Origin of the sequence: Streptomyces sp. NBC_00193 (genome assembly GCF_026342735.1) — a bacterium.
GTDB lineage: Bacteria > Actinomycetota > Actinomycetes > Streptomycetales > Streptomycetaceae > Streptomyces > Streptomyces stoeckheimensis.
In genome coordinates, this window is the sequence record NZ_JAPEMM010000001.1 from 326,518 (window position 1) to 353,177 (window position 26,660).

The 26,660-nt window shown below is 73.0% G+C and carries 24 protein-coding genes; 15 read left to right on the forward strand and 9 right to left on the reverse strand.

Going from position 1 to position 26,660, the window contains the following annotated elements:
• Nucleotides 1–212: 212 nt before the first annotated feature.
• Nucleotides 213–1,043: a PPK2 family polyphosphate kinase gene (locus OG898_RS01395; protein WP_266960023.1), complete on the forward strand. Its 831-nt coding sequence runs from the start codon at nt 213–215 to the stop codon at nt 1,041–1,043.
• A 17-nt stretch (nt 1,044–1,060) separates the two neighbouring features.
• Nucleotides 1,061–1,999 (forward strand): polysaccharide deacetylase family protein, encoded by a 939-nt coding sequence (locus tag OG898_RS01400; protein ID WP_250742028.1) that lies wholly within the window; start codon nt 1,061–1,063, stop codon nt 1,997–1,999.
• A 21-nt stretch (nt 2,000–2,020) separates the two neighbouring features.
• Here the strand turns inward: OG898_RS01400 and OG898_RS01405 are convergent, their stop codons facing one another.
• Both OG898_RS01405 and OG898_RS01410 read right to left on the reverse strand, forming a co-directional pair.
• A complete protein-coding gene (locus tag OG898_RS01405; RefSeq protein WP_250742029.1) occupies nt 2,021–2,230 on the reverse strand; it encodes a hypothetical protein in 210 nt (69 codons plus the stop codon).
• Between the two features lie 48 nt (nt 2,231–2,278).
• On the reverse strand, nt 2,279–2,953 hold the full coding sequence (locus OG898_RS01410) for an AIM24 family protein (protein WP_266954462.1): 675 nt from the start codon (nt 2,951–2,953) through the stop codon (nt 2,279–2,281).
• Between the two features lie 71 nt (nt 2,954–3,024).
• Here OG898_RS01410 and OG898_RS01415 point away from each other — a divergent pair, with 71 nt between their 5' ends.
• From OG898_RS01415 to OG898_RS01435, 5 genes are all read left to right on the forward strand, one after another.
• Nucleotides 3,025–3,783 (forward strand): aminoacyl-tRNA hydrolase, encoded by a 759-nt coding sequence (locus OG898_RS01415; protein WP_266954464.1) that lies wholly within the window; start codon nt 3,025–3,027, stop codon nt 3,781–3,783.
• Between the two features lie 134 nt (nt 3,784–3,917).
• Nucleotides 3,918–5,264 carry a DUF692 domain-containing protein gene (locus OG898_RS01420; RefSeq protein ID WP_266954466.1) on the forward strand — a complete coding sequence of 449 codons (1,347 nt, stop codon included), beginning with the start codon at nt 3,918–3,920 and terminating at the stop codon, nt 5,262–5,264.
• The gene (locus OG898_RS01425; RefSeq protein ID WP_266954468.1) at nt 5,261–6,337 is read left to right on the forward strand and encodes a TIGR04222 domain-containing membrane protein; all 1,077 of its coding nucleotides are present in this window, start codon (nt 5,261–5,263) and stop codon (nt 6,335–6,337) included. The genes OG898_RS01420 and OG898_RS01425 overlap by 4 nt, the downstream gene beginning before the upstream one ends.
• A gap of 84 nt (nt 6,338–6,421) precedes the next feature.
• The gene (locus OG898_RS01430) at nt 6,422–7,207 is read left to right on the forward strand and encodes a TIGR04222 domain-containing membrane protein (protein ID WP_266954470.1); all 786 of its coding nucleotides are present in this window, start codon (nt 6,422–6,424) and stop codon (nt 7,205–7,207) included.
• A gap of 81 nt (nt 7,208–7,288) precedes the next feature.
• A complete protein-coding gene (locus tag OG898_RS01435; RefSeq protein WP_266954472.1) occupies nt 7,289–8,965 on the forward strand; it encodes an alpha/beta hydrolase in 1,677 nt (558 codons plus the stop codon).
• Nucleotides 8,966–9,070: 105 nt separating this feature from the next.
• Here OG898_RS01435 and hemQ read toward each other — a convergent pair whose 3' ends face one another.
• Both hemQ and hemG read right to left on the reverse strand, forming a co-directional pair.
• Nucleotides 9,071–9,784, reverse strand: a complete 714-nt coding sequence (gene hemQ, locus OG898_RS01440; RefSeq protein WP_243331434.1) for a hydrogen peroxide-dependent heme synthase — start codon at nt 9,782–9,784, stop codon at nt 9,071–9,073.
• 4 nt (nt 9,785–9,788) lie between these two features.
• Nucleotides 9,789–11,282 (reverse strand): protoporphyrinogen oxidase, encoded by a 1,494-nt coding sequence (gene hemG, locus OG898_RS01445; RefSeq protein ID WP_266954474.1) that lies wholly within the window; start codon nt 11,280–11,282, stop codon nt 9,789–9,791.
• 174 nt (nt 11,283–11,456) lie between these two features.
• Here hemG and OG898_RS01450 point away from each other — a divergent pair, with 174 nt between their 5' ends.
• Nucleotides 11,457–12,503 (forward strand): DUF4349 domain-containing protein, encoded by a 1,047-nt coding sequence (locus OG898_RS01450; RefSeq protein ID WP_250742037.1) that lies wholly within the window; start codon nt 11,457–11,459, stop codon nt 12,501–12,503.
• A gap of 64 nt (nt 12,504–12,567) precedes the next feature.
• On the forward strand, nt 12,568–13,956 hold the full coding sequence (locus tag OG898_RS01455; protein ID WP_266954476.1) for an FAD-dependent oxidoreductase: 1,389 nt from the start codon (nt 12,568–12,570) through the stop codon (nt 13,954–13,956).
• Here the strand turns inward: OG898_RS01455 and OG898_RS01460 are convergent.
• Nucleotides 13,953–15,098: an NADAR family protein gene (locus tag OG898_RS01460; protein ID WP_266954478.1), complete on the reverse strand. Its 1,146-nt coding sequence runs from the start codon at nt 15,096–15,098 to the stop codon at nt 13,953–13,955. The genes OG898_RS01455 and OG898_RS01460 overlap by 4 nt on opposite strands.
• A 35-nt stretch (nt 15,099–15,133) precedes the next feature.
• Nucleotides 15,134–16,198: a uroporphyrinogen decarboxylase gene (gene hemE / locus OG898_RS01465; RefSeq protein ID WP_250742040.1), complete on the reverse strand. Its 1,065-nt coding sequence runs from the start codon at nt 16,196–16,198 to the stop codon at nt 15,134–15,136.
• A gap of 91 nt (nt 16,199–16,289) precedes the next feature.
• Between hemE and OG898_RS01470 the strand changes: the two genes are divergently transcribed.
• The 6 genes from OG898_RS01470 (at nt 16,290) to OG898_RS01495 (ending at nt 23,806) form a co-directional block, all read left to right on the forward strand.
• Nucleotides 16,290–16,952, forward strand: coding sequence for a DUF3000 domain-containing protein (locus OG898_RS01470; protein WP_266954480.1), 663 nt, complete (start codon nt 16,290–16,292; stop codon nt 16,950–16,952).
• Between the two features lie 277 nt (nt 16,953–17,229).
• On the forward strand, nt 17,230–17,892 hold the full coding sequence (locus tag OG898_RS01475) for a response regulator transcription factor (RefSeq protein ID WP_214956508.1): 663 nt from the start codon (nt 17,230–17,232) through the stop codon (nt 17,890–17,892).
• 134 nt (nt 17,893–18,026) lie between these two features.
• Complete coding sequence (locus OG898_RS01480; RefSeq protein ID WP_250742041.1) at nt 18,027–19,340, forward strand: ribonuclease D; 1,314 nt, start codon at nt 18,027–18,029, stop codon at nt 19,338–19,340.
• A 182-nt stretch (nt 19,341–19,522) separates the two neighbouring features.
• Nucleotides 19,523–20,311, forward strand: coding sequence for a ferritin-like domain-containing protein (locus OG898_RS01485; RefSeq protein ID WP_323184896.1), 789 nt, complete (start codon nt 19,523–19,525; stop codon nt 20,309–20,311).
• A 130-nt stretch (nt 20,312–20,441) separates the two neighbouring features.
• Nucleotides 20,442–21,668 carry an acetyl-CoA C-acyltransferase gene (locus OG898_RS01490; protein ID WP_250742043.1) on the forward strand — a complete coding sequence of 409 codons (1,227 nt, stop codon included), beginning with the start codon at nt 20,442–20,444 and terminating at the stop codon, nt 21,666–21,668.
• A complete protein-coding gene (locus OG898_RS01495; protein ID WP_250742044.1) occupies nt 21,665–23,806 on the forward strand; it encodes a 3-hydroxyacyl-CoA dehydrogenase NAD-binding domain-containing protein in 2,142 nt (713 codons plus the stop codon). Before OG898_RS01490 ends, OG898_RS01495 begins: the two co-directional genes overlap by 4 nt.
• A 112-nt stretch (nt 23,807–23,918) precedes the next feature.
• Here the strand turns inward: OG898_RS01495 and OG898_RS01500 are convergent, their stop codons facing one another.
• The 3 genes from OG898_RS01500 to OG898_RS01510 are packed head-to-tail and all read right to left on the reverse strand — an operon-like array spanning nt 23,919 to nt 26,660.
• Complete coding sequence (locus OG898_RS01500) at nt 23,919–25,184, reverse strand: phosphodiester glycosidase family protein (RefSeq protein WP_250742045.1); 1,266 nt, start codon at nt 25,182–25,184, stop codon at nt 23,919–23,921.
• On the reverse strand, nt 25,177–25,896 hold the full coding sequence (locus OG898_RS01505; protein ID WP_250742046.1) for a hypothetical protein: 720 nt from the start codon (nt 25,894–25,896) through the stop codon (nt 25,177–25,179). Before OG898_RS01505 ends, OG898_RS01500 begins: the two co-directional genes overlap by 8 nt.
• A complete protein-coding gene (locus OG898_RS01510; protein WP_250742047.1) occupies nt 25,893–26,660 on the reverse strand; it encodes a rhamnogalacturonan acetylesterase in 768 nt (255 codons plus the stop codon). Before OG898_RS01510 ends, OG898_RS01505 begins: the two co-directional genes overlap by 4 nt.

Here is a 26,660-nt window from a genome sequence, read left to right on the forward strand (position 1 = left end):
CCGGCTCCGAGAAGCCCGCCAAGGCGGAGAAGAAGACCGATCCCGACACCGGCGCCGACACCGGCGCCGCCACCGGCGGGAAGCCGAAGTCCAAGCCCCTCTCCCTGCGGGAGCTGCTCCGCATCTCGGCGGAGAACTCCAAGGGCTCCAAGGGCGGCGCCCGCAAGTCCGGCGGGCACGGCCACGGACACGGGTACGCGTACGACGCCCCCCTGAGCCCCCTGCTCCGCGTCCCCTCCGGCGAGCGCGTCGACCTCGGAGCCTTCCACACCGGCGCGACCCCGGCCGGGCCCACCGACAAGGCGGCCGGCGTGGCGGCCACCGCGCTGATGGGCGAGCGGCTCGCCTCCCTCCAGGAGCGGCTCTACGCCGCCAGCACCGCCGGCGACCGCCGCCGCGTCCTGCTCGTGCTCCAGGGCATGGACACCAGCGGCAAGGGCGGCACCGTCAAGCACGTGATCGGCCTGTTCAACCCCTCCGGCTGCCGGATCAAGGCCTTCAAGGCGCCCACTCCGGAGGAGCAGAACCACCCCTTCCTGTGGCGCATCATGAAGGCGCTCCCCCAACCGGGCGAGATCGGCATCTTCGACCGTTCGCACTACGAGGACGTCCTCATCGCCCGCGTCCGCGACCTGGTGCCGCGCAGTCAGCTGGGCCGCCGCTACGCGCAGATCAACCGGTTCGAGAAGTCCCTCGCCGACGACGGCGTCACCGTGGTGAAGGTCTTCCTCCACATCGGCTACGAGGAGCAGCGCAAGCGGCTCCTGGAGCGGCTCGACAACCCGGACAAGCACTGGAAGTTCAACGTGGGCGACATCGAGGAGCGCTCCGCGTGGCCCGCGTACCAGCAGGCGTACGAGCTGGCCCTGGAGCGCTGCTCCACGGACGTCGCGCCCTGGTACGTCGTCCCCTCCGACCGCAAGTGGTACCGCAACTGGGCCATCAGCAAACTGCTGCTGGAGCATCTGGAGGGCATCGCGCCGCAGTACCCGAAGGGTGACTTCGACGTGGAGGAGTGCCGCACCCGCCTGCTTGCCACATAGTCATATATTTTGCGCATGTGACCATCTCAGTGCGCAGGACGGCTGCCGTCGCGGCCGTAGCAGCTCTCAGTGCCGCCCTCGCCGCGTGCGGGGGCGGCACCGGTACGCCGGACGCCGGCGGCCGGGCCCGGATGGGGGCCTCCGCGGCCCCCTCCGCCCCGGCCTCCGCCGCCCCTTCCGCCGCGGGTTCCGCCACCCCGCCGCCGAGCCCCGGGAGCAGCCCGCCGGCGACGCCGCAGGCCGGGGCTCCGGGCAAGGCGCCGACCATGGCCCCCGGTCCGGGCGGTCTGACCCCCGTCTTCGACCGCGCGAAGCAGCACACCGACAAGACGGTGGCGCTGACCTTCGACGCCGACATGACCTCCGACCAGGGGCCGCGCGCGGCGGGCGGCGAGCACTTCGACAACCCGCAGCTGATCTCCACGCTGCGCACCCTCAAGGTGCCCTCGACGGTGTTCATGACGGGGCGCTGGGCCGAGGAGTACCCGGACCAGGCGAAGTCCATCGGCACGGACCCGAACTTCGAGATCGCGAACCACTCGTACAGCCACCACGCCTTCAAGTCGCCCTGCTACGGGCTCCCCACCCTCGACGAGGCCGCCGCCCGCGCCGACGTGGACCGGGCCTTCGAGGCCTTCCGCAAGGCGGGCGCGGTCAACACCGTCCCGTACTTCCGCTTCCCCGGCGGCTGCTACGACGACCAGGCGCTGCGGGCCATCTCCACGGCCAAGGTCACGGCCGTCCAGTGGGACGTGGTCAGCGGGGACGCGTTCGCGAAGGACCCCGACGCGGTGGCCGAACAGGTCCTGTCCGGGGTGAAGCCCGGCTCGGTCGTGGTCATGCACTGCACGCGCAGCGCCGCCCCGGTCACCGAGGAGGCCATCCGGAAGATCGTCCCGGAGCTGCGCAAGCGCGGCTACCGCTTCGTCAAGGTCTCCGACCTCATCGGGAAGTAAGCCAGTCGGAATCAGACGGAGTCAGCCGGAGCAGGCCGTGCGCTGCGCGTCCTGCCACTCGCACACCGGGCACAGCACCACGCCCGGTGTCGCGACCCCGTACTCGGTGGGCTTCCCGCACTCCACGCAGTCGGCGTAGGGCGGCCCGGCCACCCGCCCGGCGGGGGCCGCGGGGGCGGGACAGTACGAAGGGTCGGTGGAGGCGGGTGCGTGCTGCTCCGTCTGGTCCATGCGTACGAGCCTACTGCGCGGTCCGGGCCGTCCGGGCGGTCTGCCCGGTCAGTGGGCGGCGGCCGTCTCGGTGGCCTCGCTCGGGCGGACGATGACGAAGCCCTCGCCGCCGAGCTTCAGCTGGACGGCCTCGCCGGAGCCGCCGCGGATCATCGAGCCGACGGACTGGGACCGGTGCAGCGCCGCCTCCAGGCGGGCGCTCCAGCCGACCACCGCGTCGGTGTCCACGTAGACGGGGGCCTGCGGGGTGACCGGTATGACGATCGGGTTCCCGTCGCAGACGACGGCGAGCTTTCCGGTGCCGGTGAAGAGGCTGTTGAAGAGGCCGCCGCCGGCCATGCCGGCGCCCTTCAGCAGCTTGATCTCGTAGCCGAGGGTCGGGTCGAAGCACAGGACGTTGCGGCCGTTGACGGTGAGCGCGTCACCGGGCTCGAACTCGATGATGAAACAGTGGCCCGCCCGGTGCGCGAACCAGGCCTCGCCCTGCCCGCGTACGGACATCAGCGGGAGCCCCTCGCCCGTGACGGCGCTCCTGAGCATGCGGCCGACGCCCTCCCCCTTGCGCTCGAACCGCAGGTTCCCCCGGAAGGCCACCATCGAGCCCTGGCGGGCGAGCACCTCACCGTCGACGGTGTACTTCACGGACTTGGCGTTCTGCAGGGTCATCCCGGGCACGGCGGACGCCTCGGCCAGGTTCCCGGACGCGAACAGGTCACTTTTCATGCCGTCGATCCTCACCCGTACCGGGCCCCTCGGGCATCAGCCCGGAGGCGGAGGCTGGCATCCTTGGCCGGATGAGCACCGAGGACACGCGCCACAACACCCTTGTACCCGCAGTACCCGCAGTCGGGTCCGACAGCCCCTTCCGGCAGGAGCGGATCGCCCGCGACGACGCACCGCAGTACGTCCTCCCGCTGGTGGTCCGGATCGAGAAGGCGGAGCCGCCGGCCCGGACCGACGCCCTGGAGACGGCCGCCCGCGCCGTGCTCGTCCTGCTCACCGACGAGCGGTCGACCGGCGAGGGCGAGTGGGCCGCGGCGGTCCGGGACTGGCAGGACGCGCGGATCCGCAAGGTGGTGCGCCGGGCGCGCGGGGCGGAGTGGCGCAAGGCGGGGACCCTGCCGGGCCTCACGGTGCACGGCGCGGACTCGGAGGTACGGGTCTTCCCGCCGGTCCCGCTCGACGGCTGGCCCAAGGAGCTGGCCAAGCTCCAGGTGTCGGGCACCGATCTGGACGACCCGGAGCCCGTCGCACCGGCGGAGGCCGGACTGCCGGTCCTCTGGCTCAATCCCGGCCTGGACATGTCCGCCGGCAAGGCCATGGCCCAGGCCGGACACGCGGCGCAGCTGGCGTGGTGGGAGCTGACGGGCCCGGAACGGGCCGCGTGGCGGGAGTCCGGCTTCCGGCTGGCCGTACGGACGGCCGCGCGCGAGCGGTGGGCGGAGCTGTCCGGGAGCGGGCTGCCGGTGGTGCGGGACGCGGGGTTCACGGAGATCGCGCCCGGCTCCTGCACGGTGGTCGCGGACCATCCGGCGCTGCGGGCGCGGCTGTAGCCGTCCCGGCATCCGGGAAGCGGCCCGGGCGGGGAACCTCAAATGTTGCTCTGAACGTCCCCCTGGGCGGGTTGGCCCGGCTCCGTCGGGGCCATGACATCGGCACACGGACCGATGAGAGGGGGCGAGGGGACATGAAGCCCATGGCACACCTGGGGGTGGGCATCGGCTGGCGGCCGGAGATCGCGGGGGCGGTCGAAGGCCTGCCGGGCCTGGACTGGGTCGAGGTGGTGGCGGAGAACATCTGCCCCGGCCACCTGCCGGAGTCCCTGCAGCGGCTGCTCGAACGCGGGGTCCGCGTGGTGCCGCACGGCGTCTCGCTGGGCATCGGCGGCGCCGACCGCCCGGACCCGGCGAAGCTGGCCGCGCTCGGGGAGCGGGCGGTGGCGCTGGGCGCTCCGCTGGTCACCGAGCACATCGCCTTCGTACGGACCTCCTCGGTGGCGCCGGGACCGGTGCTCGAAGCCGGGCACCTGCTGCCCGTGGCGCGGACCCGGGACGCGCTGGACGTGCTCTGCGAGAACGTACGGATCGCGCAGGACGCGCTGCCGGTGCCGCTCGCGCTGGAGAACATCGCGGCGCTGGTGTCGTGGCCCGGGGAGGAGCTCACCGAGGCGCAGTTCCTGACCGAGCTGGTGGAGCGGACCGGGGTGCGGCTGCTGATCGACGTGGCCAACCTGCACACCAACCGGGTCAACCGGGGGGAGGACCCGGTCGCCGTGCTGGACGGGATCCCGCTGGAGGCGCTGGCGTACGTGCACGTGGCCGGGGGCGTGGAGCGGGCTGGGGTGTGGCACGACACGCATGCGCATCCCGTGCCGCCTGAGGTGCTGGACGTTCTTGCGGAGCTCCGCTCCCGGGTGGACCCGCCCGGGGTGCTGCTGGAGCGGGACGACGACTTTCCCGGCGAAGCCGAGCTCGCGGGTGAGCTGGTCGCGATCCGGGGGGTGCTGGGCGGCCCTGCGGGGGCTGTCCCCTACCCGCCCTTCCACCGTTCCCCGGGCGCTGCCCGGACCCGCGACTCAAACGCCGGCGGGGCTGTATCGGCCCCGGACTCGGGCGCCGGGTTGGACGCCGTGCGGACGCGGGTCGGGATCGGGCAGGCCGCCCTGTTGTCGGCGCTCGTGGCCGGGACTCCCGTGCCCGAGGGGTTCGACCGGCAGCGGGTGCGCGTGCAGGCGCGGGCGCTCGCGGCCAAGCGGGCCGGGGTCGTGTCCAGGCTGGCGCCCGAGCTGCCCGGGATCCTGGGCGGGGAGGACGCGTACCGGGAGGCCTTCCTCGGCTATGCCCGGCACCGGCCCATGACCGCCGGATACCGGCGCGACGCACTGGACTTCGCCGAGCACCTGCTGGTCCGGGACCTGCCCGCCGACCCCGCCGCCCGGCAGCGTCTCACGCTCTGGTGGCGGGACCGGTCCGGGGCCCGGCCGCCGCGCCGGGCCGTGCGCTGGGCCCGCGCCCTCGTGGGGAGGGCGGCGTGAACGTCTTCGACCTCCTCGCCGTGGCCGTCTGGATCGGCGTCATCACCTCCAGCGTCCTGCTCCTGCGCGGCCTGCGGCAGTCGCGGCCGCCCACGCTCGTCCCCGCCCCGCGCCTGCACGACCTGTCCGAGGCCGCCTTCATGGCCGGCGGGCCCGGCGCGGTGGTGGACGCCGCGCTCGTCTCGCTGCTCTGCGACGGCCGGATGCTGGTCGGCGGGCCCGGCATCGTCCAGGTACGGCCGGGGGTGCGCGGCGGCGACCCCGCCCAGCGGGCCGTGCTCCAGGCCTGCCAGGGCGCCCCGTCCGGGTGGCTCTACCAGATCCGCTACGCCGCCATGCGGGATCCGGCCGTGCAGGAGACCGGTGACGCACTGGCCGCCCGCGGGCTGATCGCCACCCCCGGCGGCCGCCATCGCTGGCTGCGCCACGGGGTGATCCAGGCCGTCGTGTGCGGGGTGCTGCTGATCCTCTCCCTGCCGCTGTCCTTCGTCGCCTTCGTGCTCCAGGAGGGGGCCGGGTCGGTCCGGGTGCCGTTCATCGCCGAGGTGCTGCCCGTTCTGCTGGGCGGCATCGTCGTGGGCACCGTGAGTGCCTCCCGTGCCCGGCAGCGGATCACCCCGGCGGGGGCCGCGGCGCTGCGCGCCGTCCGCGCCCACTACGGGGCCGACCAGAGCCCGTACGTCCAGACCTCGCTGTTCGGGCTGCGGGGCCTGAGGGACCCGTACCTGCGCGAGCAGTTGGTGCCGGCGGCCCGCGGGACCCGGCTGGCTGCGGCCCAGTCCCGTACGCGTTCCGGCGGCTCGGGGTCCTCCTGGGAGTCCGGGGCCGAGGTCATCCCGGTCGTCTGGTGCGCGGGTTCCGACGGCGGCGGGTCCGACGGCGGCGGCGGATCCGGCGGGTCGGGCTGCGGCTCCTCGGGCTCGGTGTGCGGCTCCTCCGGGAGCGGTTGCGGGGGCGGCGGATCCAGCGGGTCGAGCTGTTCCGGCAGCTCCGGCGGCTCCAGCTGTTCCAGTGGCTCCAGCGGCTCGAGTTGTAGCAGTTCGTCCAGTTCCAGCTGCAGCAGCAGTTCCTGACCATCCATCACGGGCCCGTCACGAGCTGCTCACACCTCGGCAGAAGCCTGTACCTGCAGGTTCCACATCTTGTAGAACTCGGACATGTTCTGGGTCCTGTTCCTCCTCCTTGCCTGGGCAGGGCTGCTGTTCGCGTGCACCCGCCTCCTGCAGGCCGCCGCCGAACCGGCGGACCCCGCGCCGGGCACCGCCGTGCGCCACCACCACGACGAGCTGAGCCTGTACGAGGCCGCCTACCTCGCGGGCGGCCCCGAGCGGGTGGCCGAGCTGACGCTGCTGTCCATGCAGCGCCAGCGGCGGCTGCTGCTCGCGTACACGGGCTGGGCGACGGTGGTCGACCCGGTGGGGCGCGACCCCCACGAGTGCTCGGTGCTCGGCGCGTTCGGGCCGGACGGTCAGGAGCCGGTGACCTCCGTACGGGCGGTCGCCGCGCGGGATCCTGCCGTACGGGCCCTCGCGGACCGGCTCGGGGAGGCCGGGCTCGCGCTGCGCGAAGGGGCCCAGCAGGAGATCGACGCGGGGATCCGGGCGGTCCGGCAGGCCACCGTGCTGGTCCTCGCCATGGCTGCGGCCGCGCTGTGCGTACCCGATCCGGGGACCACGACCACGATGATCCTGTGCTGGTTCGCCCTGCCGCTGATCCTGGCGCTGGGCTGCCTGGCCATAGCCCGCGTCGAGGGGCACGCGCAGTCCGGGTGGGCCTCCCCGGCCGGCCGGCGGCTCCTCGTGGAGCTGGGGCGGGAGCGGGGCGTCCGGGGCTCGCTCACGGCGGTGGCCCTGCGGGGGCTGCGCGCGGTCACGGATCCCGAGCTGCGGGCGGCGCTCACGTACGGCAGGCGGGGTCGGATTCCGCGGCAACGGGGGCATTGAGCGCGACACCGGCCGGTGGTCCTGTACAGGAGGCCGCCCGCCGGATCTCATCGGACGGTCCGATGAGATGAGAGGCCCGCCATGCGCATGCCCCGGGTGCCCGCCACGGTCGTGCTGGCCGCCCTCGCGCTGGCCGCCTCCCTGCCGATGACCTCCGCCGCCGGGGCCGCTCCCCCGGGGCCGCCCCGGGCGACGGCGGCCAGTGCGGCCACCGAGGCCGCCAGGGCCGCCGGGGCCGGACTCGCGGCCCGTCAGGCAGCCCGCGACGGACTGGAGTTCGGGCCCTGCCCCGTCGCCGAGGGACTCGGACCGGACGTGCGGTGCGGCACGCTCCGGGTCCCCGTCGACTACGCCCGGCCCTTCGGGGAGCAGACCGAGATCCTCGTCAGCCGGGTCGCCGCCTCCGGCGCGGGCGGGGTCCGGCGGCAGGGGGCGCTCGTGTACAACCCCGGCGGACCGGGCGGGAACGGCCTGTTCTTCCCGCTCGTCGCCGACCTGCCCGAGTGGCGCCGCATCGGGGCCGCCTACGACCTCGTCGGCTACGCCCCGCGCGGGGTCGGCCGCTCGGGGCACCCGCTGTCCTGCCAGGACCCGGCGCAGTACGCCCCGGCCCCGGCCGAGGCCGCCGGGGCGCGGCCGGACGCCGCCGCCAAGGAGCAGCGGATCGCCGCCGCGCGGGCCTACGCCCGCGGCTGCGCGGAGCGGGCCGGGGCCGCCCTCGGCTCGTACACGACCCTGAACAACGTCCGCGACCTGCACGTGCTGCGTGCCGCTCTCGGCGAGGGCGGGCTGACCTTCATGGGGGCCTCGTACGGCACGTACCTCGGCTCGGTCTACGCGACCCTCTACCCCGGCCACGTCCGCCGGATGGTCTTCGACTCGGCCGTCGACCCGGACCCGCGCAAGGTCTGGTACCGCAACAACCTCGCCCAGGCCCCCGGCTTCGAGCGCCGCTGGGCGGACTTCCGTGCCTGGGCGGCCCGCCACCACGCCGCGTACGGGCTCGGCTCCACCCCCGAAGCGGTGCAGGCGAGTTACGAGCGGGTGCGGGCGGCGCTCGCCCGTGAACCGGCGGGCGGGGTGGTCGGCACCGGGCAGCTGCACTCCGCGTACTTGCGGGCCGCGTACTACGACGAGGTCTGGCCGGGCCGGGCGGCTGCCCTGGCGGCGTTCCTGCGCGGTGACCCGCGCCCGCTCGTCTCGCTCGCCGCTCCGGACCCGGCGGCGGCCGTCGAGGGCGAGAACGCGACGGCCGTCTACACGGCGACCCTGTGCAACGACGCCCCGTGGCCCGCCGACTGGGAGACCTGGGACCGCGACAACACCGAACTGGCCCGCACGGCCCCCTTCGAGACCTGGGCCAACGCCTTCCTGAACCTGCCCTGCGCCTTCTGGCCGGTGCGCGAACGGCAGCGGCCGGTGGACGTCGGACCACGGCCGGACGCGCCGCTCCCCCAGACGCTGATCGTCGCGGCCGAGCGGGACGGCGCCACCCCGTACGGGGGCGCGCTGGAGCTCCAGCGGCGGCTCGGGCCGGGGGCGGGGCTGGTGACGGAGCAGGGGGCCGGTACCCACGGAGTGGTCGGCGGACGCAATGACTGCGTGGACGCTCACGTGGAGCGGTACTTGCTGACGGGTGACACGGCGGGGTCACGTGTCACGTGTGCGCCGCATCCGGAGCCCGCACCGGTGTCGCTGGACGACCGGGCAGCGATCGCCCGGGGGCACCCCAGGGCGTTGCTGCCGCCAGTCGTCTGAACTTCCGGGCGGGATCTCCGGCTGCGTCGATTCGGGGGCAGGGCCTCCCGATCCCCGGAGGACGCCGGTCAGCGGTCCTCCGGTCCTTCCCCCCAGGGGAGGTCTTTAGGCGAGTCCGGCCACCAGATCGGCGACGGACTTGCGGCGCCCGGTGTAGAAGGGCACCTCTTCGCGGACGTGCATGCGGGCCTCGGAGGCGCGCAGGTGGCGCATGAGGTCGACGATGCGGTACAGCTCGTCGGCCTCGAAGGCCAGCAGCCATTCGTAGTCGCCGAGCGAGAAGGAGGCGACGGTGTTGGCGCGCACGTCGGGGTAGCCGCGGGCCATCATGCCGTGATCCTTGAGCATGCGGCGGCGGTCCTCGTCGGGCAGCAGGTACCAGTCGTAGCTGCGCACGAAGGGGTAGACGCTGACGTAGTCGCGCGGCGTCTCGTCGGCCAGGAAGGCCGGGATGTGGGACTTGTTGAACTCGGCCGGGCGGTGCAGGGCCATGTTCGACCAGACCGGCTCCAGCGCGCGGCCCAGCTTGGTGCGGCGGAACAGGTTGTAGGCGGTCTGCAGCTCGTCGGAGGTCTCCGCGTGCCACCAGATCATGATGTCCGCGTCGGCGCGCAGGCCGGAGACGTCATAGGTGCCGCGGACGGTGATGTCCTTGGCGGCCAGCTGGTCGAACAGCTCCTGGACCTCGTCGGCGAAGCCGGCGCGGTTCTCGGGGAGCACGTCCTTCAGCTTGAAGACGGACCACAGGGTGTAGCGGATGACCTCGTTGAGGTCCTTCGCCTTCTTCCCCGCGTTGGGAATCTTCTCTGGTGCAGTCATGTGTCTATTGTCCCGTGTGCTGATCAGTGGTCGGCGCCAGGGGTGCCCCAGCGGCCCCCAACGTGGCGATCACCACGTCGGCGGCCTTGCCGGCGCTCGCGATGCAGGCCGGGATGCCGACCCCGTCGTACAGCGCTCCGCACACCGCGAGGCCCGGCAGGGCCGCGACGGCGGAGCGGATCCGGGCCACCTTGCCGAGGTGGCCGACGGGGTACTGGGGCAGGCCGCCGTCCCAGCGGGTGACGGTGGTGGCCACCGGGCGGACGGTGGGGGCGAGCCCCACGGCCTCGCCGAGGTCGGCGAGGGAGACCTCGACCAGTTCTTCGTCGGAGCGCTTCAGGTCGCCCTCGTCGCCGTGGCGGCCGACGGAGGTGCGCAGCAGGAAGAGGTCGGGATCGGTCCCGGCCCAGGCCCACTTGTTGCTGGAGAAGGTCGAGGCCTTGATCGTCCGGCCGTCGACGGGCGGTACGAGGAATCCGCTCGCGCCGCCGTCGGCGATCCCGGCCGGCAGGTCGGAGCGGCGCAGGGCCATCGTGACCAGGGCCATGGAGGCGTACTCGACCCCGCGCAGCTCGGAGGCCGCGGAGGGCGCGATCCGGTCGAGCAGCCGGGCGGCGGGTCCGGCCTGGACGGCCAGGACCACCGCGTCGGCCTCGATGGTCTCGGCGCCGCCCGCCCCGTCGGCGACCACGCGCCAGCCGGTGGCGGTACGGGTCAGCTCGCGCGCGGGGGTGTCGAGGAGGATCCGGGCTCCGGCCGCCCGGCAGGCCTCGGCGACGGCGAGCGGGAGCCTGCCGATGCCGCCGTCGATGCCGGAGAAGACGGGACCGGTCTGGCCCGCGCGGGCCGCCCGGGCCTGCAGTTCCCGTACGCCCTCGCCCAGGGAGGCGTGGGTGCGGGCGACGTCGAAGAGCTGCGGGACGGCGGCCCGCATCGAGATGCGGTAGGCGTTGCCGGCGTAGACCCCGCCGAGCAGCGGTTCCACGAGCCGGTCGACGACCTCGTGGCCCAGGCGGGCGGCGACGTACTCGCCGAGGGCCACGTCCTCGCCGATCTCCTCCGGCTCCAGCGCGTCTTCGGCTCCGGCCCGGGCCAGCCCCTCGGCCGAGAGCACCCCGGAGGCGGCGAGCGGGCCCAGGTCGCCGGGGACGCCCATGACGTGACCGCCCGGCAGGGGGCGCAGCACGCCGCGGGTCCAGAGGCGGGCGGTGGCGGTGGCGGGCGGCTGCAGGGCCTCGCCGAGGCCCACGGCGCGGGCCAGTTCGAGTGCTTCGGGACGGCGGGCGAGTACGGATTCGGCGCCGAGGTCCACGCGCAGGCCGGCGAGTTCGCCGGAACGCAGCTTGCCGCCGAGGCGCGGGCCGGCCTCCAGGAGGGTGACGCGAAGGCCCTCGGCGAGCAGCCGGTGGGCTGCCGCGAGGCCCGCGATGCCGCCGCCGATGACGACGACGTGGCCGGCGGGGGCCGGCCGGTCCGTACGGGTGTCCGCTTCGTGCATGGACACATCGTCTCAGACCGCTCATGGGGCATTCACCGAGGCCTGACCGTGACCGCTTCGGCATCAGCTCGGAACCGGGCGTACGAAACCCGGGACGAGGCCGCGTACGTCAGAACGTCAGAACCTCGAAGCCCGGACACCAACGCACCCGACGACTACCAGGGGGACCCAACGATGCACACCCAGCACAGACGTTACGGGCGGTACGGACGGCGTTCGGCGACGGCGCTGGCCGCGCTCTCCCTGACCGGGGCCCTCGTCCTCACCGGCTGCGGCGCCGACGGCGCCACCTCGGACAAGGCGGCGGTCGGGGCGGACGCGAAGGCGCCGGAGGCTGCCGTGGGGCAGGGCGGGGCGGCGGCTCCGGCCCCGGCCGCGTCGGGGGCTCCGGCCCCGGGCGCCGACAAGAACCAGCCGCAGGCTCCCGCCGTCCGCACGCAGATCATCCGGACGGCGACGCTGGGCGTGGAGACGGCCGACGTCCAGAAGGCGACGGCCGGTGCCCGGTCGGCGGCGGAGAACGCGGGCGGGTACGTGGGCAACGAGGGCACCACGCGCGCGCCCGACGGGTCGATGACCTCGACGGTGACCCTGCGGGTGCCGGGCGAGCGCTTCGACGCGGTACTGGCCGCGATGGAGGGCGCCGGGAAGCTGCTCAACCGCAAGGTCGAGGCGCAGGACGTGACGCAGAAGGTCGCGGACGTCGACAGCCGGGTCAAGTCCCAGCAGGCGAGCGTGGCGCGGGTGCGCGAGATGATGGAGAAGGCCTCGGGGCTGTCCGAGGTGGTCACCCTGGAGTCGGAACTCAGCAAGCGCCAGGCCGATCTGGAGTCCCTGCTCGCCCAGCAGACGGCGCTGAAGGACCAGACCTCGCTCGGCACGATCACGCTGACGTTCTCGGAGCCGGGCAAGCCGGTGGCCAAGGAGGCCGAGAAGCCGGATCCGGGCTTCCTCGACGCCCTGGCCGGCGGCTGGAAGGCCTTCGCCGCCGTGCTGCTCTACGTCCTGATGGCGCTCGCCGCGGCCTCGCCGTTCCTGCTCAGCGGCGGGTTCCTGCTGCTCGCCTTCCGGCAGTACCGCAAGTGGCGCCCGGCGAAGGAGAAGCCCGGCACGGCACGGCGCCTTCCCGCGCAGGGCGGGCCGAAGTGGCCGGGTCACACGGCCGCCACTCCGGCGGATCCGGCCGATTCGAACGCGACGCCGCCGCAGGTCCAGGACTGACCACCCGTACGCCCGTACCGTGGCCCCCGCAGACTTCGGCGGCGGGGAAGGACGGTACGGGCGCATGGCGAACGGCACGGAGCGGCTGGTGGTGGTGGGCGGTGACGCGGCGGGGATGTCCGCCGCGTCACAGGCCCGGCGGCTCAAGGGCCCGGCGGAGCTGGAGATCACCGCGTTCGAGCGCGGGCACTTCACCTCGTACTCGGCGTGCGGGATCCCGTACTGGATCGGGGGCCTGGTCGAAGGCCGGGACGAGCTGATCGCCCGGACGCCCGAGGAGCACCGCGCGCGGGACATCGACCTGCGGACGCGGACGGAGGTCGTGGAGCTGGACCTCGCGGGGCAGCGGGTGCGTGCCCGGGATCTGGACTCCGGTTCCGAGTACTGGACGGGGTACGACAAGCTCGTCCTCGCCACCGGCGCCCGGCCGGTCCGCCCCCGGCTGCCCGGCATCGGCGCGCACGGGGTGCACGGGGTGCAGACGCTGGACGACGGGCAGCGGCTGCTGGCGGATCTGGAACGGACGGCGGGCCGCCGGGCAGTGGTCGTGGGCGCCGGGTACATCGGCGTGGAGATGGCGGAGGCCCTGCTCGGGCGGGGCTTCGAGGTCACCGTGCTGCACCGGGGCGAGCAGCCGATGTCCACGCTGGACCCGGACATGGGCGGTCTGGTGCACGGCGCGATGAACCGCATGGGGATCCGTACGGTCGCCCGCGCCGAGGTGACGGAGATCCTCATCGACGGCGAGGGCCGGGCCCGCGCCGTGACCACGGCGGCCGGGGACGAGTACCCGGCGGACGTGGTCGTCCTGGGCATCGGCGTGGAACCGCGCACGGCCCTGGCCCGCGCGGCGGGCCTGCCGCTGGGCGAGTCGGGCGGCCTGCTGACCGACCTCTCCATGCGGGTCCGCGGCCACGAGAACATCTGGTCGGGCGGCGACTGCGTGGAGGTCCTGGACCTGGTGGCGGGCCGGATGCGGCACATCCCGCTGGGCACGCACGCGAACAAGCACGGCCAGGTCATCGGCTCGGGCGTCGGCGGCGGCTACGCGACCTTCCCGGGCGTGGTCGGCACGGCCGTGAGCAAGGTCTGCGACCTGGAGATCGCCCGTACGGGCCTGCGCGAGCGGGACGCCCTGTCCGTCGGCCTCCGCTTCGTCACGGCGACGATCAGCTCGACGAACACGGCGGGCTACTACCCGGAGGCGGCGGAGATGACGGTGAAGATGCTGGCGGAACGCCGCACGGGCCGCCTGCTGGGCGTCCAGATCGTCGGCGGCGCGGGCTCCGCGAAGCGGGTGGACATCGCCGCGGTGGCCCTGACGGCCGGTATGACGGTGGACCAGATCGTCTCCCTGGACCTGGGCTACGCCCCACCGTTCTCCCCCGTCTGGGACCCGGTCCTGGTGGCGGCCCGCAAGGCGGTCTCGGCGGTACGGGCGGCGGGGGTCTAACCGGCCCGGCCCGCGCCCGCGCCCGCGGCGAGGAGTTCGGAACGGATCAGCTCCAGCAGGCGGCCGATCCAGTTCCGGCCGCCGCGGGGGCCCTCGTCACGCCAGAAGGGGGCGTCGGAGATACCGGTGTAGAGGATCGCCCCCTCCCCGGTGGCGGCCAGCAGCTCCGCGAGCCGCGGATGCTGGTCGAACTTGGCCCGCAGCAGCCCGGCCATGACGGCGAGCCGCCGGGCCGCCCAGTCCGCGCGCCCCGCGGCCCCTGCGCCCAGCTCCTGCGCCTCGCGGGCGGTCGCGGCGGCACGGATCCGGTCGTGGTCGGCCCGGTCGGCGGCGAAGAGCGCCCAGTAGCCGTGCACCACGGTGGGGTAGGTCTCCCCTGCGTAGGTGAAGGGGGCGTCGTAGTCGTTGCGCAGCGCGAACGTGCCGAGTTCGGCGGGCCATCCCCGGGGATACACGGTCTCGTGGAGGACGACCGGTGGCTGTGGGGCCCCGACCGGCGCATCCGCGTACCGGACAACCCGCTCCTGCTCGGCCCGCTCCACGCTCGCGTCCACGTCGGCGAAGTAGTCCAGGGCGCCTTGGTGCAGTTCCGGCGTGGCCACCGGCCCGTCCCCGTCCACGGGCTCGCCGAGGTCGGTCACCAGGATCCGCAGCGGCCGGTCCTGCCGGTCCATGTCCCCCAGGACGAAGACCCGCAGGTGGGCCGGGACGGCGAGGTACGCGACCCTGAGCAGGGCCCGGTTGGCCTCCGTGGTCTCGCGGCGGTAGGCCCGGACGGCCTCCATGAGCAGGTCGTGGGCCGAGGGCCGGCCCGCCAGCCGGGAGATCTCGTCGGCCACTTCCGCGAGGAAGCTCTCGTCGGTCCGCGGCTCGGGGTAGCGGGCGAGCCACTTCGAAGGCTCGGCGGTCCGCTCGCGGCCGTCCGGCAGCGTGAGCGCGACCTTCCCCGAGGCCAACAGTCTCGCCAGCCCGGCGAGATCGGTCGCCTCGTAGCCCCCGCGGGTGATCCTGCCGTCCGCGTAGACGAACAGGTTCTCGGGGTGGTGGTCGTCCAGCAGGTCGTGCCTGCGCCACACGAGGCACCAGGCCCCGTTGATGGTCTCTCCGTCGGATATGCGAAACGTCGGCCCGTGCCATGTCATGCACGGCACGGTACCGACGTCGGCGCAGTCTCGGGTCAGACCGCCGTCTGCGTGTGGACGTAGTCCACCAGGCGGGTCAGGGCGTCCGGGTTCGTCGTCGGGAGGACGCCGTGGCCCAGGTTGAAGATGTGGCCCTCCAGGTCCGCCGCGGCGTCCAGGACCTCGCGGGTCTTGGTCTCCACCGCCTCGGGGGTGGAGAAGAGGACCGCCGGGTCCAGGTTGCCCTGGAGCGCCTTGCCGGGGCCGACCCGCTTGACGGCTTCGTTCAGGGAGACCCGGTAGTCGACGCCCATGACGTCCGCGCCGGCCTCGCCCATGAGGCCGAGCAGCTCGCCCGTGCCCACGCCGAAGTGGATGCGCGGGACCCCGTACGAGGCCACGGACTCCAGGACCTTCGCGGAGGCGGGCATCACGGAGCGGCGGTAGTCCGCCGGGGCGAGCGCGCCGACCCAGGAGTCGAAGAGCTGGATCGCGGAGGCGCCGGCCTCGATCTGCACCTTCAGGAAGGAGGAGGTGATCTCGGCGAGGCGGTCCAGCAGGTCGGCCCAGAGCTCCGGGTCCCCGTACATGAGGGCCTTGGTGTGCTCGTGGTTCTTGGAGGGGCCGCCCTCGACCAGGTAGCTCGCGAGGGTGAAAGGCGCACCGGCGAAGCCGATCAACGGCGTGGAGCCGAGTTCACCCGTGAGCATGCCGATCGCCTCGGTGACGTAGGAGACGTCCTCCGGGGTGAGGTCGCGCAGCTGTGCGAGGTCCTCGCGGCGGCGGATCGGCTGGGCGACGACCGGGCCGATGCCCGGCTTGATGTCCAGGTCGATGCCGATGGCCTTCAGCGGGACCACGATGTCGGAGAAGAAGATGGCCGCGTCCACGTTGTGGCGGCGGACCGGCTGCATCGTGATCTCGGTGACCAGGTCGGGCCGCATGCAGGATTCCAGCATCTGCGTGCCCTCGCGCACCTTGCGGTACTCGGGGAGCGAGCGCCCCGCCTGTCGCATGAACCACACGGGGGTGTGCGGTACCGGCTCGCGCCGGCACGCCTTCAGGAAGGCGGAATCGTACGTCTGGCTCGGCGTGCCCGTGGGGCGGGTGTTGGCGCTCACGACTCAAATCTTCGCACGTATGAAGAAGTGCCCGGCCCGGCGCGGGTGTCCCTGCGCCGTACGGGCGCTCGTTCCGCCTAGTCTTCCCCGCATGGCTGCGGCTCAGGGACGATTTTCAGATGGCGCTGACGGTACGGACAGCGCGAAGGACAGCTCCGTCCCACTCCCGTTCCGGCGGGCGGTCGACGGCTTGAAGAAGGCGAGGCTGCGGCAGGGGATCGAGATCGACCCCACCAAACCGCCACAGAGACTGGCACCCCACGCGTACGCGCTGGAGGCGGCGGTCGTGGACGGTGACGAGGACCTGGCCGACGGCCGGCTCATCCTCTTGCACGACCCGGCCGGGCACGACGCCTGGCAGGGCACCTTCCGGCTGGTGACGCTCGTACGGGCGGAACTGGAGCCGGAGATGGCCGTGGACCCGCTCCTCCCCGAGGTGTGCTGGTCCTGGCTGACGGGGGCGCTGGACGCGCGTGGGCTGACGTACGGGGAGGCGAGCGGGACCGTCACCATGGCCGCTTCGCACTACTTCGGCGGGCTCGGAGAGCGGCGTCCGGCGACACAGATCGAGATCAGGGCCTCCTGGACGCCGCGCGAGGGCGTGGGCGGGGTGCCGGACACCGCCGCACACCTGTCGGCATGGTGCGAACTGCTGTGCCAGATCGCGGGGCTGCCGCCGATCGGACCGACCGAGACGGTGACCGGCGTGGTCTCGCTGCCCCAGCGGCGCGGTCCGCATCACCCTCAGGGGTAACACCCCGAGGCCACGGCCCCTCCCGGCGCGCCGACCCGCACCCGATGCCGGGTCGGATTGCCGGGCCGGATGTCGTTACGGGGCGCCCCTTGCGGGCTTCTGATCACCCTATGATCGATCGTGCGTCCGAATTGCCCGAATTGTTACTCACCAAATCGTGATCATTCCCTAAAGCCGGGCGGGTGACGTGCCGAAGGAGTCATAGACCATCCGCACGGTTCGCACCGGCTTCCTTCCCCGAGCCGGCCGTCCCGCCACTCCCCCCCAGGAGGCCTAGGTGTCCGTTCTTCTCGAGCAGCCCGCAAGCCTGGTCGCCTACCGCCCGAACAAGCCGACGGCCATGGTCGTCGTGGCCGACCCGCGCGTGCGTTCCACCGTGACCCGCCATTTGTGGGCCCTCGGAGTACGCGACGTGATCGAGGCGTCGTCCATCGCGGAGGCCCGTCCACGCATCGGCAGCCCGCGCGACATCTGCGTGGCCGACGTACACCTGCCCGACGGTTCCGGTCTCACCCTGCTCTCCGAGACCCGCGCCGCCGGTTGGCCGAACGGCCTGGCCCTGTCCGCCGCCGACGACATCGGCGCCGTGCGCAACGCCCTCGCGGGCGGAGTGAAGGGCTACGTCGTCACCGGCACCCGGACCAACATCGGGCTCCCGTCCCGGCCCGGCGCCGCCCCCATCGGCGCCGCCGCGGCCCGTATGCACCGCCGCCCCCCGGGTGCCCCGAGCCACCCGGGCGGCTACCGAGAGCTCTCCGGCCGCGAGGTCGAGGTCCTGCGCCTCGTCGCGGAGGGCCAGTCCAACAAGGCCATCGGCGTTTCGATGGGCCTGTCCGCCCTGACCGTCAAGTCCCACCTCGCACGGATCGCCCGCAAGCTGGGCACCGGCGACCGGGCCGGGATGGTCGCCGTCGCCCTGCGGACCGGGATCATCCACTGACCCGGCCGATATCCCCCGAAGGCCCCCGGGAGAACTCCCGGAGAACCCGGGGAAACGTCCGTCCTCCCCCCCTCGCGCCCGTCGCCGGAACGTTCCGGCGACGGGCGCGTCGTATCCACGGATACCCTTGACCGGTGACCGACGCCCAAGAAACCGCAGCAGGCCTGCGCACCACCACCGGGGGCGGCCCCCCGGACGACGAGGTTTCGTCCGACGGGCTGCCGATTCCCTTGCTAGAACCCCGCGAGGGCATCCCCCCGGTGGTCGCCGACGCGGCCGCGCTCGCCGAGGTGGTCGCGGCCTTCGCCGCGGGCACGGGACCCGTCGCCGTGGACGCCGAGCGCGCCTCCGGCTACCGCTACGGCCAGCGCGCCTACCTCGTACAGCTGCGCCGCGAGGGTGCGGGCTCCGCACTGATCGACCCGGTGGGCTGCCCCGACCTCTCCTCCCTCGGCGAGGCCCTGTCCGGCACCGAGTGGATCCTGCACGCCGCCACCCAGGACCTGCCCTGCCTGCGCGAAATAGGCATGACACCCACCTCCCTCTTCGACACCGAGCTGGCCGGCCGCCTGGCCGGCTTCCCGCGGGTCGGACTCGGCGCGATGGTCGAGGGGGTCCTCGGCTACGTGCTGGAGAAGGGCCACTCCGCCGTCGACTGGTCGACCCGCCCGCTCCCCGAGCCGTGGCTGCGCTACGCCGCGCTCGACGTGGAGCTGCTCGTGGACCTGAGGGACGCGCTGGAGAAGGAGCTGGACCGGCAGGGCAAGCTGGAATGGGCCCGCCAGGAGTTCGACGCCATCTGCGCCGCACCGCCCGCGCCGCCGCGCAAGGACCCGTGGCGCCGTACGTCCGGCATGCACAAGGTGCGCCGGCGCCGGCAGATGGCCGTGGTCCGGGAGCTGTGGGAGTCCCGGGACCGGATCGCGCAGCGACGTGACGTGTCACCGGGCAAGGTCCTGGGCGACGCCGCGATCGTCGAGGCCGCGCTCTCCATGCCGCTGAACGTGCAGGCCCTCTCCGCCCTGCCCGGCTACGGGCAGCGCATGGGCCGGCGCCAGCTGGACCAGTGGATGGCCGCCGTGGACCGGGCGAAGGCCCTGCCCGAGGCCGAACTGCCGCTGCCGGGCGCGACCCCGGCGGGTCCGCCGCCGCCGCGCTCCTGGGCGGACAAGGACCCGGAGGCCGCGGCGCGGCTGGCTGCGGCCCGTACGGCCGTGTCGGCACTTGCGGAGGGGCTGAACCTGCCGCAGGAGAACCTGATCACTCCCGACACGGTCCGCCGGCTGTGCTGGGAGCCGCCGCTGCGGCTGGAGGCCGACGCGGTGGCCGAGGCGCTGGCGGGCTACGGAGCCCGCCCGTGGCAGATCGAACAGGTGACGGACGCCCTGGTCACGGCCCTGGCCGCGACCGCGCCCGTCGCACCGCCGGCGCCCGAGCCGGAAGACTGACGCACCCGCGCCCGCAGTGCATGGCGGAGCCCCCCGGCCCTTCGGCCGGGGGGCTCCGCCATGTTCCGGCACGTTCCGGCATGTTCCGGTTCCGCTACAGCCGGGCCCGACTCCTTTTGAACACGCTCAAAGACCACTAGTTTTTGAACGTGATCAAACATGGGTGGGGACACGACACGTGGCTGGCCGATTTCGAGACCGAAGCGGGGCGCCGGGCCGAGCGCGGCGATCCGGACTGGGGCCGGGCCGCCGCACTCCCTCCGGAGCTGGTCCGGAGCCTGCAGCGGTTCCAGGTCGGGGAGGACGGGGACGGCTCCGCACTGATCGGCAAGGCCGACCGCGCGGGTGACCCGGTGTACGCGCGGGCCGTACGCCTCTTCGTGGCGGAGGAGCAGAACCACGCGCGGATGCTGGCCCTGCTGCTGGAGGCCGGAGGCGCGGGAACCCTGGCCGGGCACTGGAGCGACACCGTGTTCGTCCGGCTGCGGCGACTGCTGGGCCTGCGGGTGGAGCTGCTCGTGCTGATGGTGGCGGAGGTGGTGGCCCTGCGGTACTACCGGGCCGTGCGGGACGGGGCCGCCGACCCGCTGGCCTCCGAGGTCGCCCGGCTGATCCTCGCCGACGAGGAGCGCCACGTCCCCTTCCACTGCCTGCGCCTGCGCGAGGCGCTGGCGCCCCTGCCCGCCCCCGCCCGCCGGGCGGTCGTCGCGGCCTGGCGGGCCACGCTCGCCGCCGCGGCCGCGGTGGTAGCGGTCGACCACGGCCCGGCCCTGCGCACCCTGGGCGTCCGCCGCCGCACCTTCGTGACGGACACCGTCCGCGCCTCGGCCCCCATGGCCGCCGCCATCGCGGCCACCGGCCCCACTGACCCCGCAGGCCCCGTACGCGCCCCGAGGGGCCGCCTGCGGGCGCCGGCGGGACGGGCCGGCCGCACCCTCGCAGCGCGTGCGCGCCGGGGCGGCGGAGTGTGACCTTCGCCGCTCCTTCCGAGGGGGCTGTCCATGCCAGTTACCGGCAAGTAGCATGGAGAGGTGAGCGGGCGCTCAGTAATGAGCTCGCCCCCGCGCAGCAGTGCACACCCGCACCTGGAGGAGAGCCAACGTGCCTCGTACCGTCAGGGACGTCGTCTTCGTCGACGGCGTCCGCACCCCGTTCGGCAAGGCGGGCCCGAAGGGCATCTACAACGAGACCCGCGCCGACGACCTCGTCGTCAAGGCCATCCGGGAGCTGCTGCGCCGCAACCCGGACCTGGACCCCGCCAAGATCGACGAGGTCGCCATCGCCGCGACCACGCAGATCGGCGACCAGGGCCTGACGCTGGGCCGCACGGCCGGCATTCTCGCGGGCCTCCCGCAGTCCGTACCGGGCTACTCGATCGACCGCATGTGCGCCGGCGCGATGACCGCCGTGACCGCCGTCGCGGGCGGCGTGGCCTTCGGTGCGTACGACGTCGCCCTCGCCGGCGGTGTGGAGCACATGGGCCGCCACCCCATGGGCGAGGGCGTGGACCCGAACCCGCGCTTCGTCTCCGAGAAGCTGGTCGACGAGTCCGCCCTGTTCATGGGCATGACCGCCGAGAACCTGCACGACCGGTACCCGACGATCACCAAGCTCCGCGTCGACGAGTACGCCGTGCGCTCGCAGGAGAAGGCCGCCAAGGCGTACGCCGACGGCAAGATCCAGCCGGACCTGGTGCCGATCTCGGTGCGCAACAACAACGAGGCGGCCGGTGAGACGGGCTGGGGCCTGGTCACCGCCGACGAGCCGATGCGTCCGGGGACCACCCTGGAGAACCTGGCGAACCTCAAGACCCCCTTCCGTACCCACGGCAAGGTCACCGCGGGCAACGCCGCCGGTCTCAACGACGGTGCCACCGCCGCGATCATCGCGTCCGAGGACTTCGCCCGCGAGAACAACCTCCCGGTCAAGATGCGCCTGGTCTCGTACTCCTTCGTGGGTGTCGAGCCGGAGGTCATGGGCTACGGCCCGATCCCGGCCACCGACAAGGCCCTGGCGCAGGCCGGTCTGACGATCGACGACATCGGCCTCTTCGAGGTCAACGAGGCGTTCGCGGTCCAGGTCCTCGCGTTCCTGGAGCACTACGGCATCGCCGACGACGACGCCCGCGTCAACCAGTACGGCGGGGCCATCGCCTTCGGTCACCCGCTCGCCTCCTCCGGCGTCCGCCTGATGACCCAGCTGGCCCGCCAGTTCGAGGAGCAGCCGGAGGTCCGCTACGGCCTGACCACCATGTGCGTCGGCTTCGGCATGGGCGCCACGGTCGTCTGGGAGAACCCGAACTTCACCGCCGAGGGAGACAGCAAGTGAGCACCACCACCACTGAGCTCCTGAAGGGCGCGGCCGAGCTGTTCCCGGACGAGGTCGTCACGCGCGCGCTCGTGCGCCACCTGGACCTGCCCTTCGGCGCCGGGCGCTTCGCGCTCGTCACGCTGGACAACGGCCTGGACCACACCAAGCCGACCACCTTCGGCCCGCAGTCCCTCGCCAACCTGAACGCGGCGATCGACCAGGTCGAGCAGGAGGCCCTCGCGGGCTCCATCGTCGGTGCGGGCCTGACCGGCAAGCCGTTCATCTTCGCGGTCGGCGCCGACCTCAAGGGCGTCGAGCTGCTGAAGAAGCACGACGAGGCGCTCGCCATCGGCAAGGGCGGCCACGACGTCTTCAAGCGCCTCGCGGCGCTGGCGGTCCCCACCTTCGCCTACTACAACGGCGCGGCGATGGGCGGCGGTGTCGAGGTCGGTCTGCACTGCACCTACCGCACCGTCTCCAAGGCCATCCCGGCCTTCTCGCTGCCCGAGGTCTTCCTCGGCCTGGTTCCGGGCTGGGGCGGCTGCGCCCTCCTCCCGAACCTGATCGGCGCGGACCGCGCGGTCTCGGTCATCATCGAGAACTCGCTGAACCAGAACCGCCAGCTCAAGGGCAAGCAGGTCTTCGAACTCGGCATCGCGGACGCGCTGTTCGAGGGCGCGGACTTCCTGGAGCAGTCGCTCCTGTGGACCGCGAACGTGCTGAACGGCACCACCGAGGTCGTCCGCGACGAGATCGACCGCGGCGAGGCCTGGGACGCGGCGGTCGCCCGCGGCCGCTTCGTCGCCGACTCCAAGGTGCACGGCGCGGCCCCGGCCGCCTACCGCGCGCTGGAGATCATCGAGGCTGCCAAGGACGGCGACCTGCAGAAGGGCTTCGACGCCGAGGACGCCGCGCTCGCGGACCTCATCATGGGCGGCGAACTGCGCTCCGGCATCTACGCCTTCAATCTGGTCCAGAAGCGCGCCAAGCGCCCGGCCGGCGCCCCGGACAAGAACCTGGCCCGCCCGGTCACCAAGGTCGGCGTCGTCGGCGCGGGCCTGATGGCCTCGCAGCTGGCACTGCTGTTCCTGCGCCGCCTGGAGGTGCCGGTGGTCCTCACCGACATCGACCAGGAGCGCGTGGACAAGGGCGTGGGCTACGTCCACGCCGAGATCCAGAAGCTGCTCGGCAAGGGCCGCATCAACCAGGACAAGGCCAACCGCCTGACCGCCCTGGTGACCGGTGTCCTGGACAAGGCCGAGGGCTTCGCGGACGCGGACTTCATCATCGAGGCCGTGTTCGAGGAGATGTCCGTCAAGCAGAAGGTGTTCGCGGAGGTCGAGGCGGTCGCCCCGGCGCACGCGATCCTCGCCACCAACACCTCCTCGCTGTCGGTCTCGGAGATGGCCTCGAAGCTCCAGCACCCGGAGCGCGTGGTCGGCTTCCACTTCTTCAACCCGGTCGCGATCCTCCCGCTGCTGGAGATCGTCCGCGGCGAGCAGACCGACGACGCCTCGCTGGCCACGGCCTTCGGTGTCGCGCGGAAGCTGAAGAAGACCGCGGTCCTCACCAAGGACGCCCCGGCGTTCGTCGTGAACCGCATCCTGACCCGCTTCATGGGCGAGATCCAGAACGTCATCGACGAGGGCACCCCGGTGGTCACCGCCGAGAAGGCCATCGAGCCGCTCGGCCTGCCGATGTCCCCGCTGGTGCTGCTGGAGCTCGTCGGCCCGGCGATCGGTCTGCACGTCTCCGAGACCCTGAACCGCGCCTTCCCGGAGCGCTTCACGGTGTCCCCGAACCTGGCGGCCGTGGTCAAGGCCGGCAAGCGCGGCTTCTACGTCTACAACGCGGAGAACGGCTTCAAGCCGGAGCTCGACCCCGAGGTCGCCGCGCTCCTGGTCCAGGGCGACACCGTCCTGACCGAGGAGCAGGTCCGCGACCGCGTCCTGGACGCGGTGGCGCAGGAGATCGGCCTGATGCTGGAGGAGGGTGTCGTGGCCGAGGCCCAGGACATCGACCTCTGCCTCATCACGGGCGCGGGCTGGCCCTTCCACCTGGGCGGGGTCACCCCGTACCTGGACCGCGAAGGCGTCTCCGAGCGGGTGAACGGCAAGAAGTTCCTGGCGCCGGGCGTGGCGAGCGTTCCCGCGTAACGAGCGGCAGCCGGTACCACGAAGAGCGGGCCGTACGGGAGGAGATCCCGTACGGCCCGCTCTTTCACGTCCGCCTGCTCACTGCTCGCACCGCGCGGACCCGGCTACCGGCTCACTGCTCGAAGATGCCGATCCCGTTGGCCACGGGCCGCTCCGAGGGCTCCGCGCCCTCGGCACCGCGCGGGGTGTTGCGCAGCTCGTCGCGCACGATCATCGTGGTCGAGCCGCCGCCGTCGAGCATCAGGGCGTCCCGGGCCCCGAGGGCGGCCATGAGCTTGGACGTCTGCATGACCGTGGCGCCCGCGTCCACCCCCGGTGCCCGGCCGTCGATGGTCACCAGGAGCAGGCTTCCGTTCTTGGTGACGCCGACGGCGGTCCGCGGGGCCGTCTTCGTCGCCGAAGTCGGCTCGACCACGTCGGGGACCCCGTCGCGCAGCAGCCGGTAGCGGCCGCCCACCGCCGTCTCGACGGGACCGGGGACCACCGATCCGGACGCGTCGTTCATGACGAAGGAGGTGGTGAGCACGGCACCGGGCTCGGCGTGCGTGCGCAGCCATTCCGTGTCGGTTCCGATCCCGTAGAGGGTGCTGCCGTTCTTGGGAACGGCGCCTCCGGCGGGCTTGCGGACGCTCGTCACCCGGCCGTCGGCGTCGAGCAGGGCCTCCACGCTGCCCGGCGGGCCGGGGGGCGTGCGCTCTCCCCACTCCGGGGTGAAGACCACGAGCTCGTCGGTGTCCGTGCACAGCCCGCCGTACGGTTCCTGCATCGGCTCTTCGGTGACGGCCAGGAGGTCACCGCCGACACCCCCGCAGCCGAGGATGCGACCGGGCACCCGGTTGATCCCGTCCAGTTCCTGGGGAACGCCGTCGTCCGAGACCACCACCCCGTCGGTGGAGACCTCGTCGACCCGGGCGCTGAGCTTGCCGCGGTTGTAGCCCAGGAGCAGGGTGGGCCGGCCCTTGATCGCCTCGCTGAGGACCTTGCCGCCCTCGGTGTAGAGGCCGAGGGGGTCTCCGTCGTAGCCGGCGTAGCTCTTGCCGGTGCTGATGTCGAAGAACGAGGCGTTGACGGCGGCCAGCGCCCCGAAGGACTCGGCCATCTTGCGCACCGTCTCGGCGTGCGCCACGGCGGGGCCGTGCATGCCCGCGACCCTGACCTTGGCGTCGGGACGGATGGTCAGGACCCGCACGTGCGAGCTCTGCTCGCCGTCGAGCTTGCGGACGGACTCCTTGTACGTGACCCCTTCGGGCAGCTCGAGTTCCTCGGGCTGCGAGCCCGAGGGGACCGGTTCGTCCGGGGGCCGGGGCGCTTCCGTGCATCCCGCGAGGGTGACGGTCACGGCCAGCGCGACGGCGGCGAGCCGCGTGCGCCTAGCCACGGACGGCGCCCAGCGCGCCGGGTGACGCACCGAGGTCGCCGACGCGGACGACCACGTGGCCCTCGGCCACGTACCCGTCCTGATCCTCGTAGGTGCACACGAAGCGGTCGTAGCCGTGGAACGAGTGGGGGGCCTGGTAGGTGACCGCGCCGTCGGGGGAGCAGCCCAGCATGCCGTAGCGGGCGATGGTCACACCCCTCAGCCGCAGTCCCTCGGGGCTGCCCGCGGGCAGCGCCACCACCTCGCCGGGGCGCAGGACCAGCCGCCTCGCGGGGATGGAGCGGCGGCGGGCGTAGTAGCCCTTGTCCTCGATGCCCGAGGAGGAGACGAGTTTGTCGCCCTGGAAGGGCATGATGCCGACGACCACGCGCGGCACCACGACCGAGCCGTCCGAGCCCTCCTCCTTGACGCGTACGACGCAGGTCGCGGTGACCGGCTCGTCGCCCGAGGCGAAGCACGCGTAGCGGCCGTTGGGGAGCTTGCGCAGGCCCTGGAGGTCCTCGACGACCACCCCGTCCTCGAGGCTCTCGCCGAGGATGTAGCCGTACGTGCGGAACGCTCCGCCGGACGGGGTCACCGTCATGGCGAGCTGGAACTGCGAGCCCGGCCGCAAGGGGTACGCCGGGTCGGCCGTGGCGAGCAGGTCGAGCACCCCGGTGTAAGGCCCTTGAGTGGCCCAGGCGCGGACCAGGGGGAACCAGTTCCCGCTCACTTCATGCCTCCCGAGACGCGTAGCTTGGTCATATGGTCGAAGACCTCGTCGTCGAGGAACTCCACCACCTGGTCCGCGTCGAATCCCGTCTCCAGGTTCCGGAAGAACTGCGCGGGCAGCATGCCCTGCACCATCAGCTGGCCGGCGACGAAGCGGGAACACTCCAGCGCTCCGTGGCCGCGCAGGTGCGAGTTGTCGGCCACGCCCTCCGGGTAGTTGGGGTGCTCGCCCGGCTCGAGGTACACGAACAGGCTCTTGGTGCCGTCCGGACCGAGCTGGCGCCACCAGACGATGCTCCACTCGTTCAGGTCGATCAGCGGCACGGAGAGCTCGACCGCCACCTCGCGCATCGCAGCCGGGTACATCATCAGCGGCCGGCGCATGTTGCCGAAGCGGTCGAAGACGCGGCGTTCGTGGCTGGTGACGAGCACCGGGTGGGCGCCGCGGTCCCGCGCCTCGTTCACGTAGCGCCGCAGGTTGGTCTGGAACTCGCCGAACGGCTCGGTGAACAGGCCGGCGCCCGGCTTCATGTCGCTCAGGCCGAAGGAGATGACCAGGAGGTCCTCCGGCTTGATGTTGTCCAGGATCCAGCCCAGACGTCCGCGTTCCATGAAGCTCTTGGTGCTGGCGCCGGCGCGGGCACAGTTGACCACCTCGACGCCCTGCATGAAGAGCGGGAGGGTCTGCCCCCATCCGGCCATGGGTGCCATGCTGCGCTGGCGGCTGCAGACCGTGGATCCGCCCGCCAGGTATATCGACGTCAT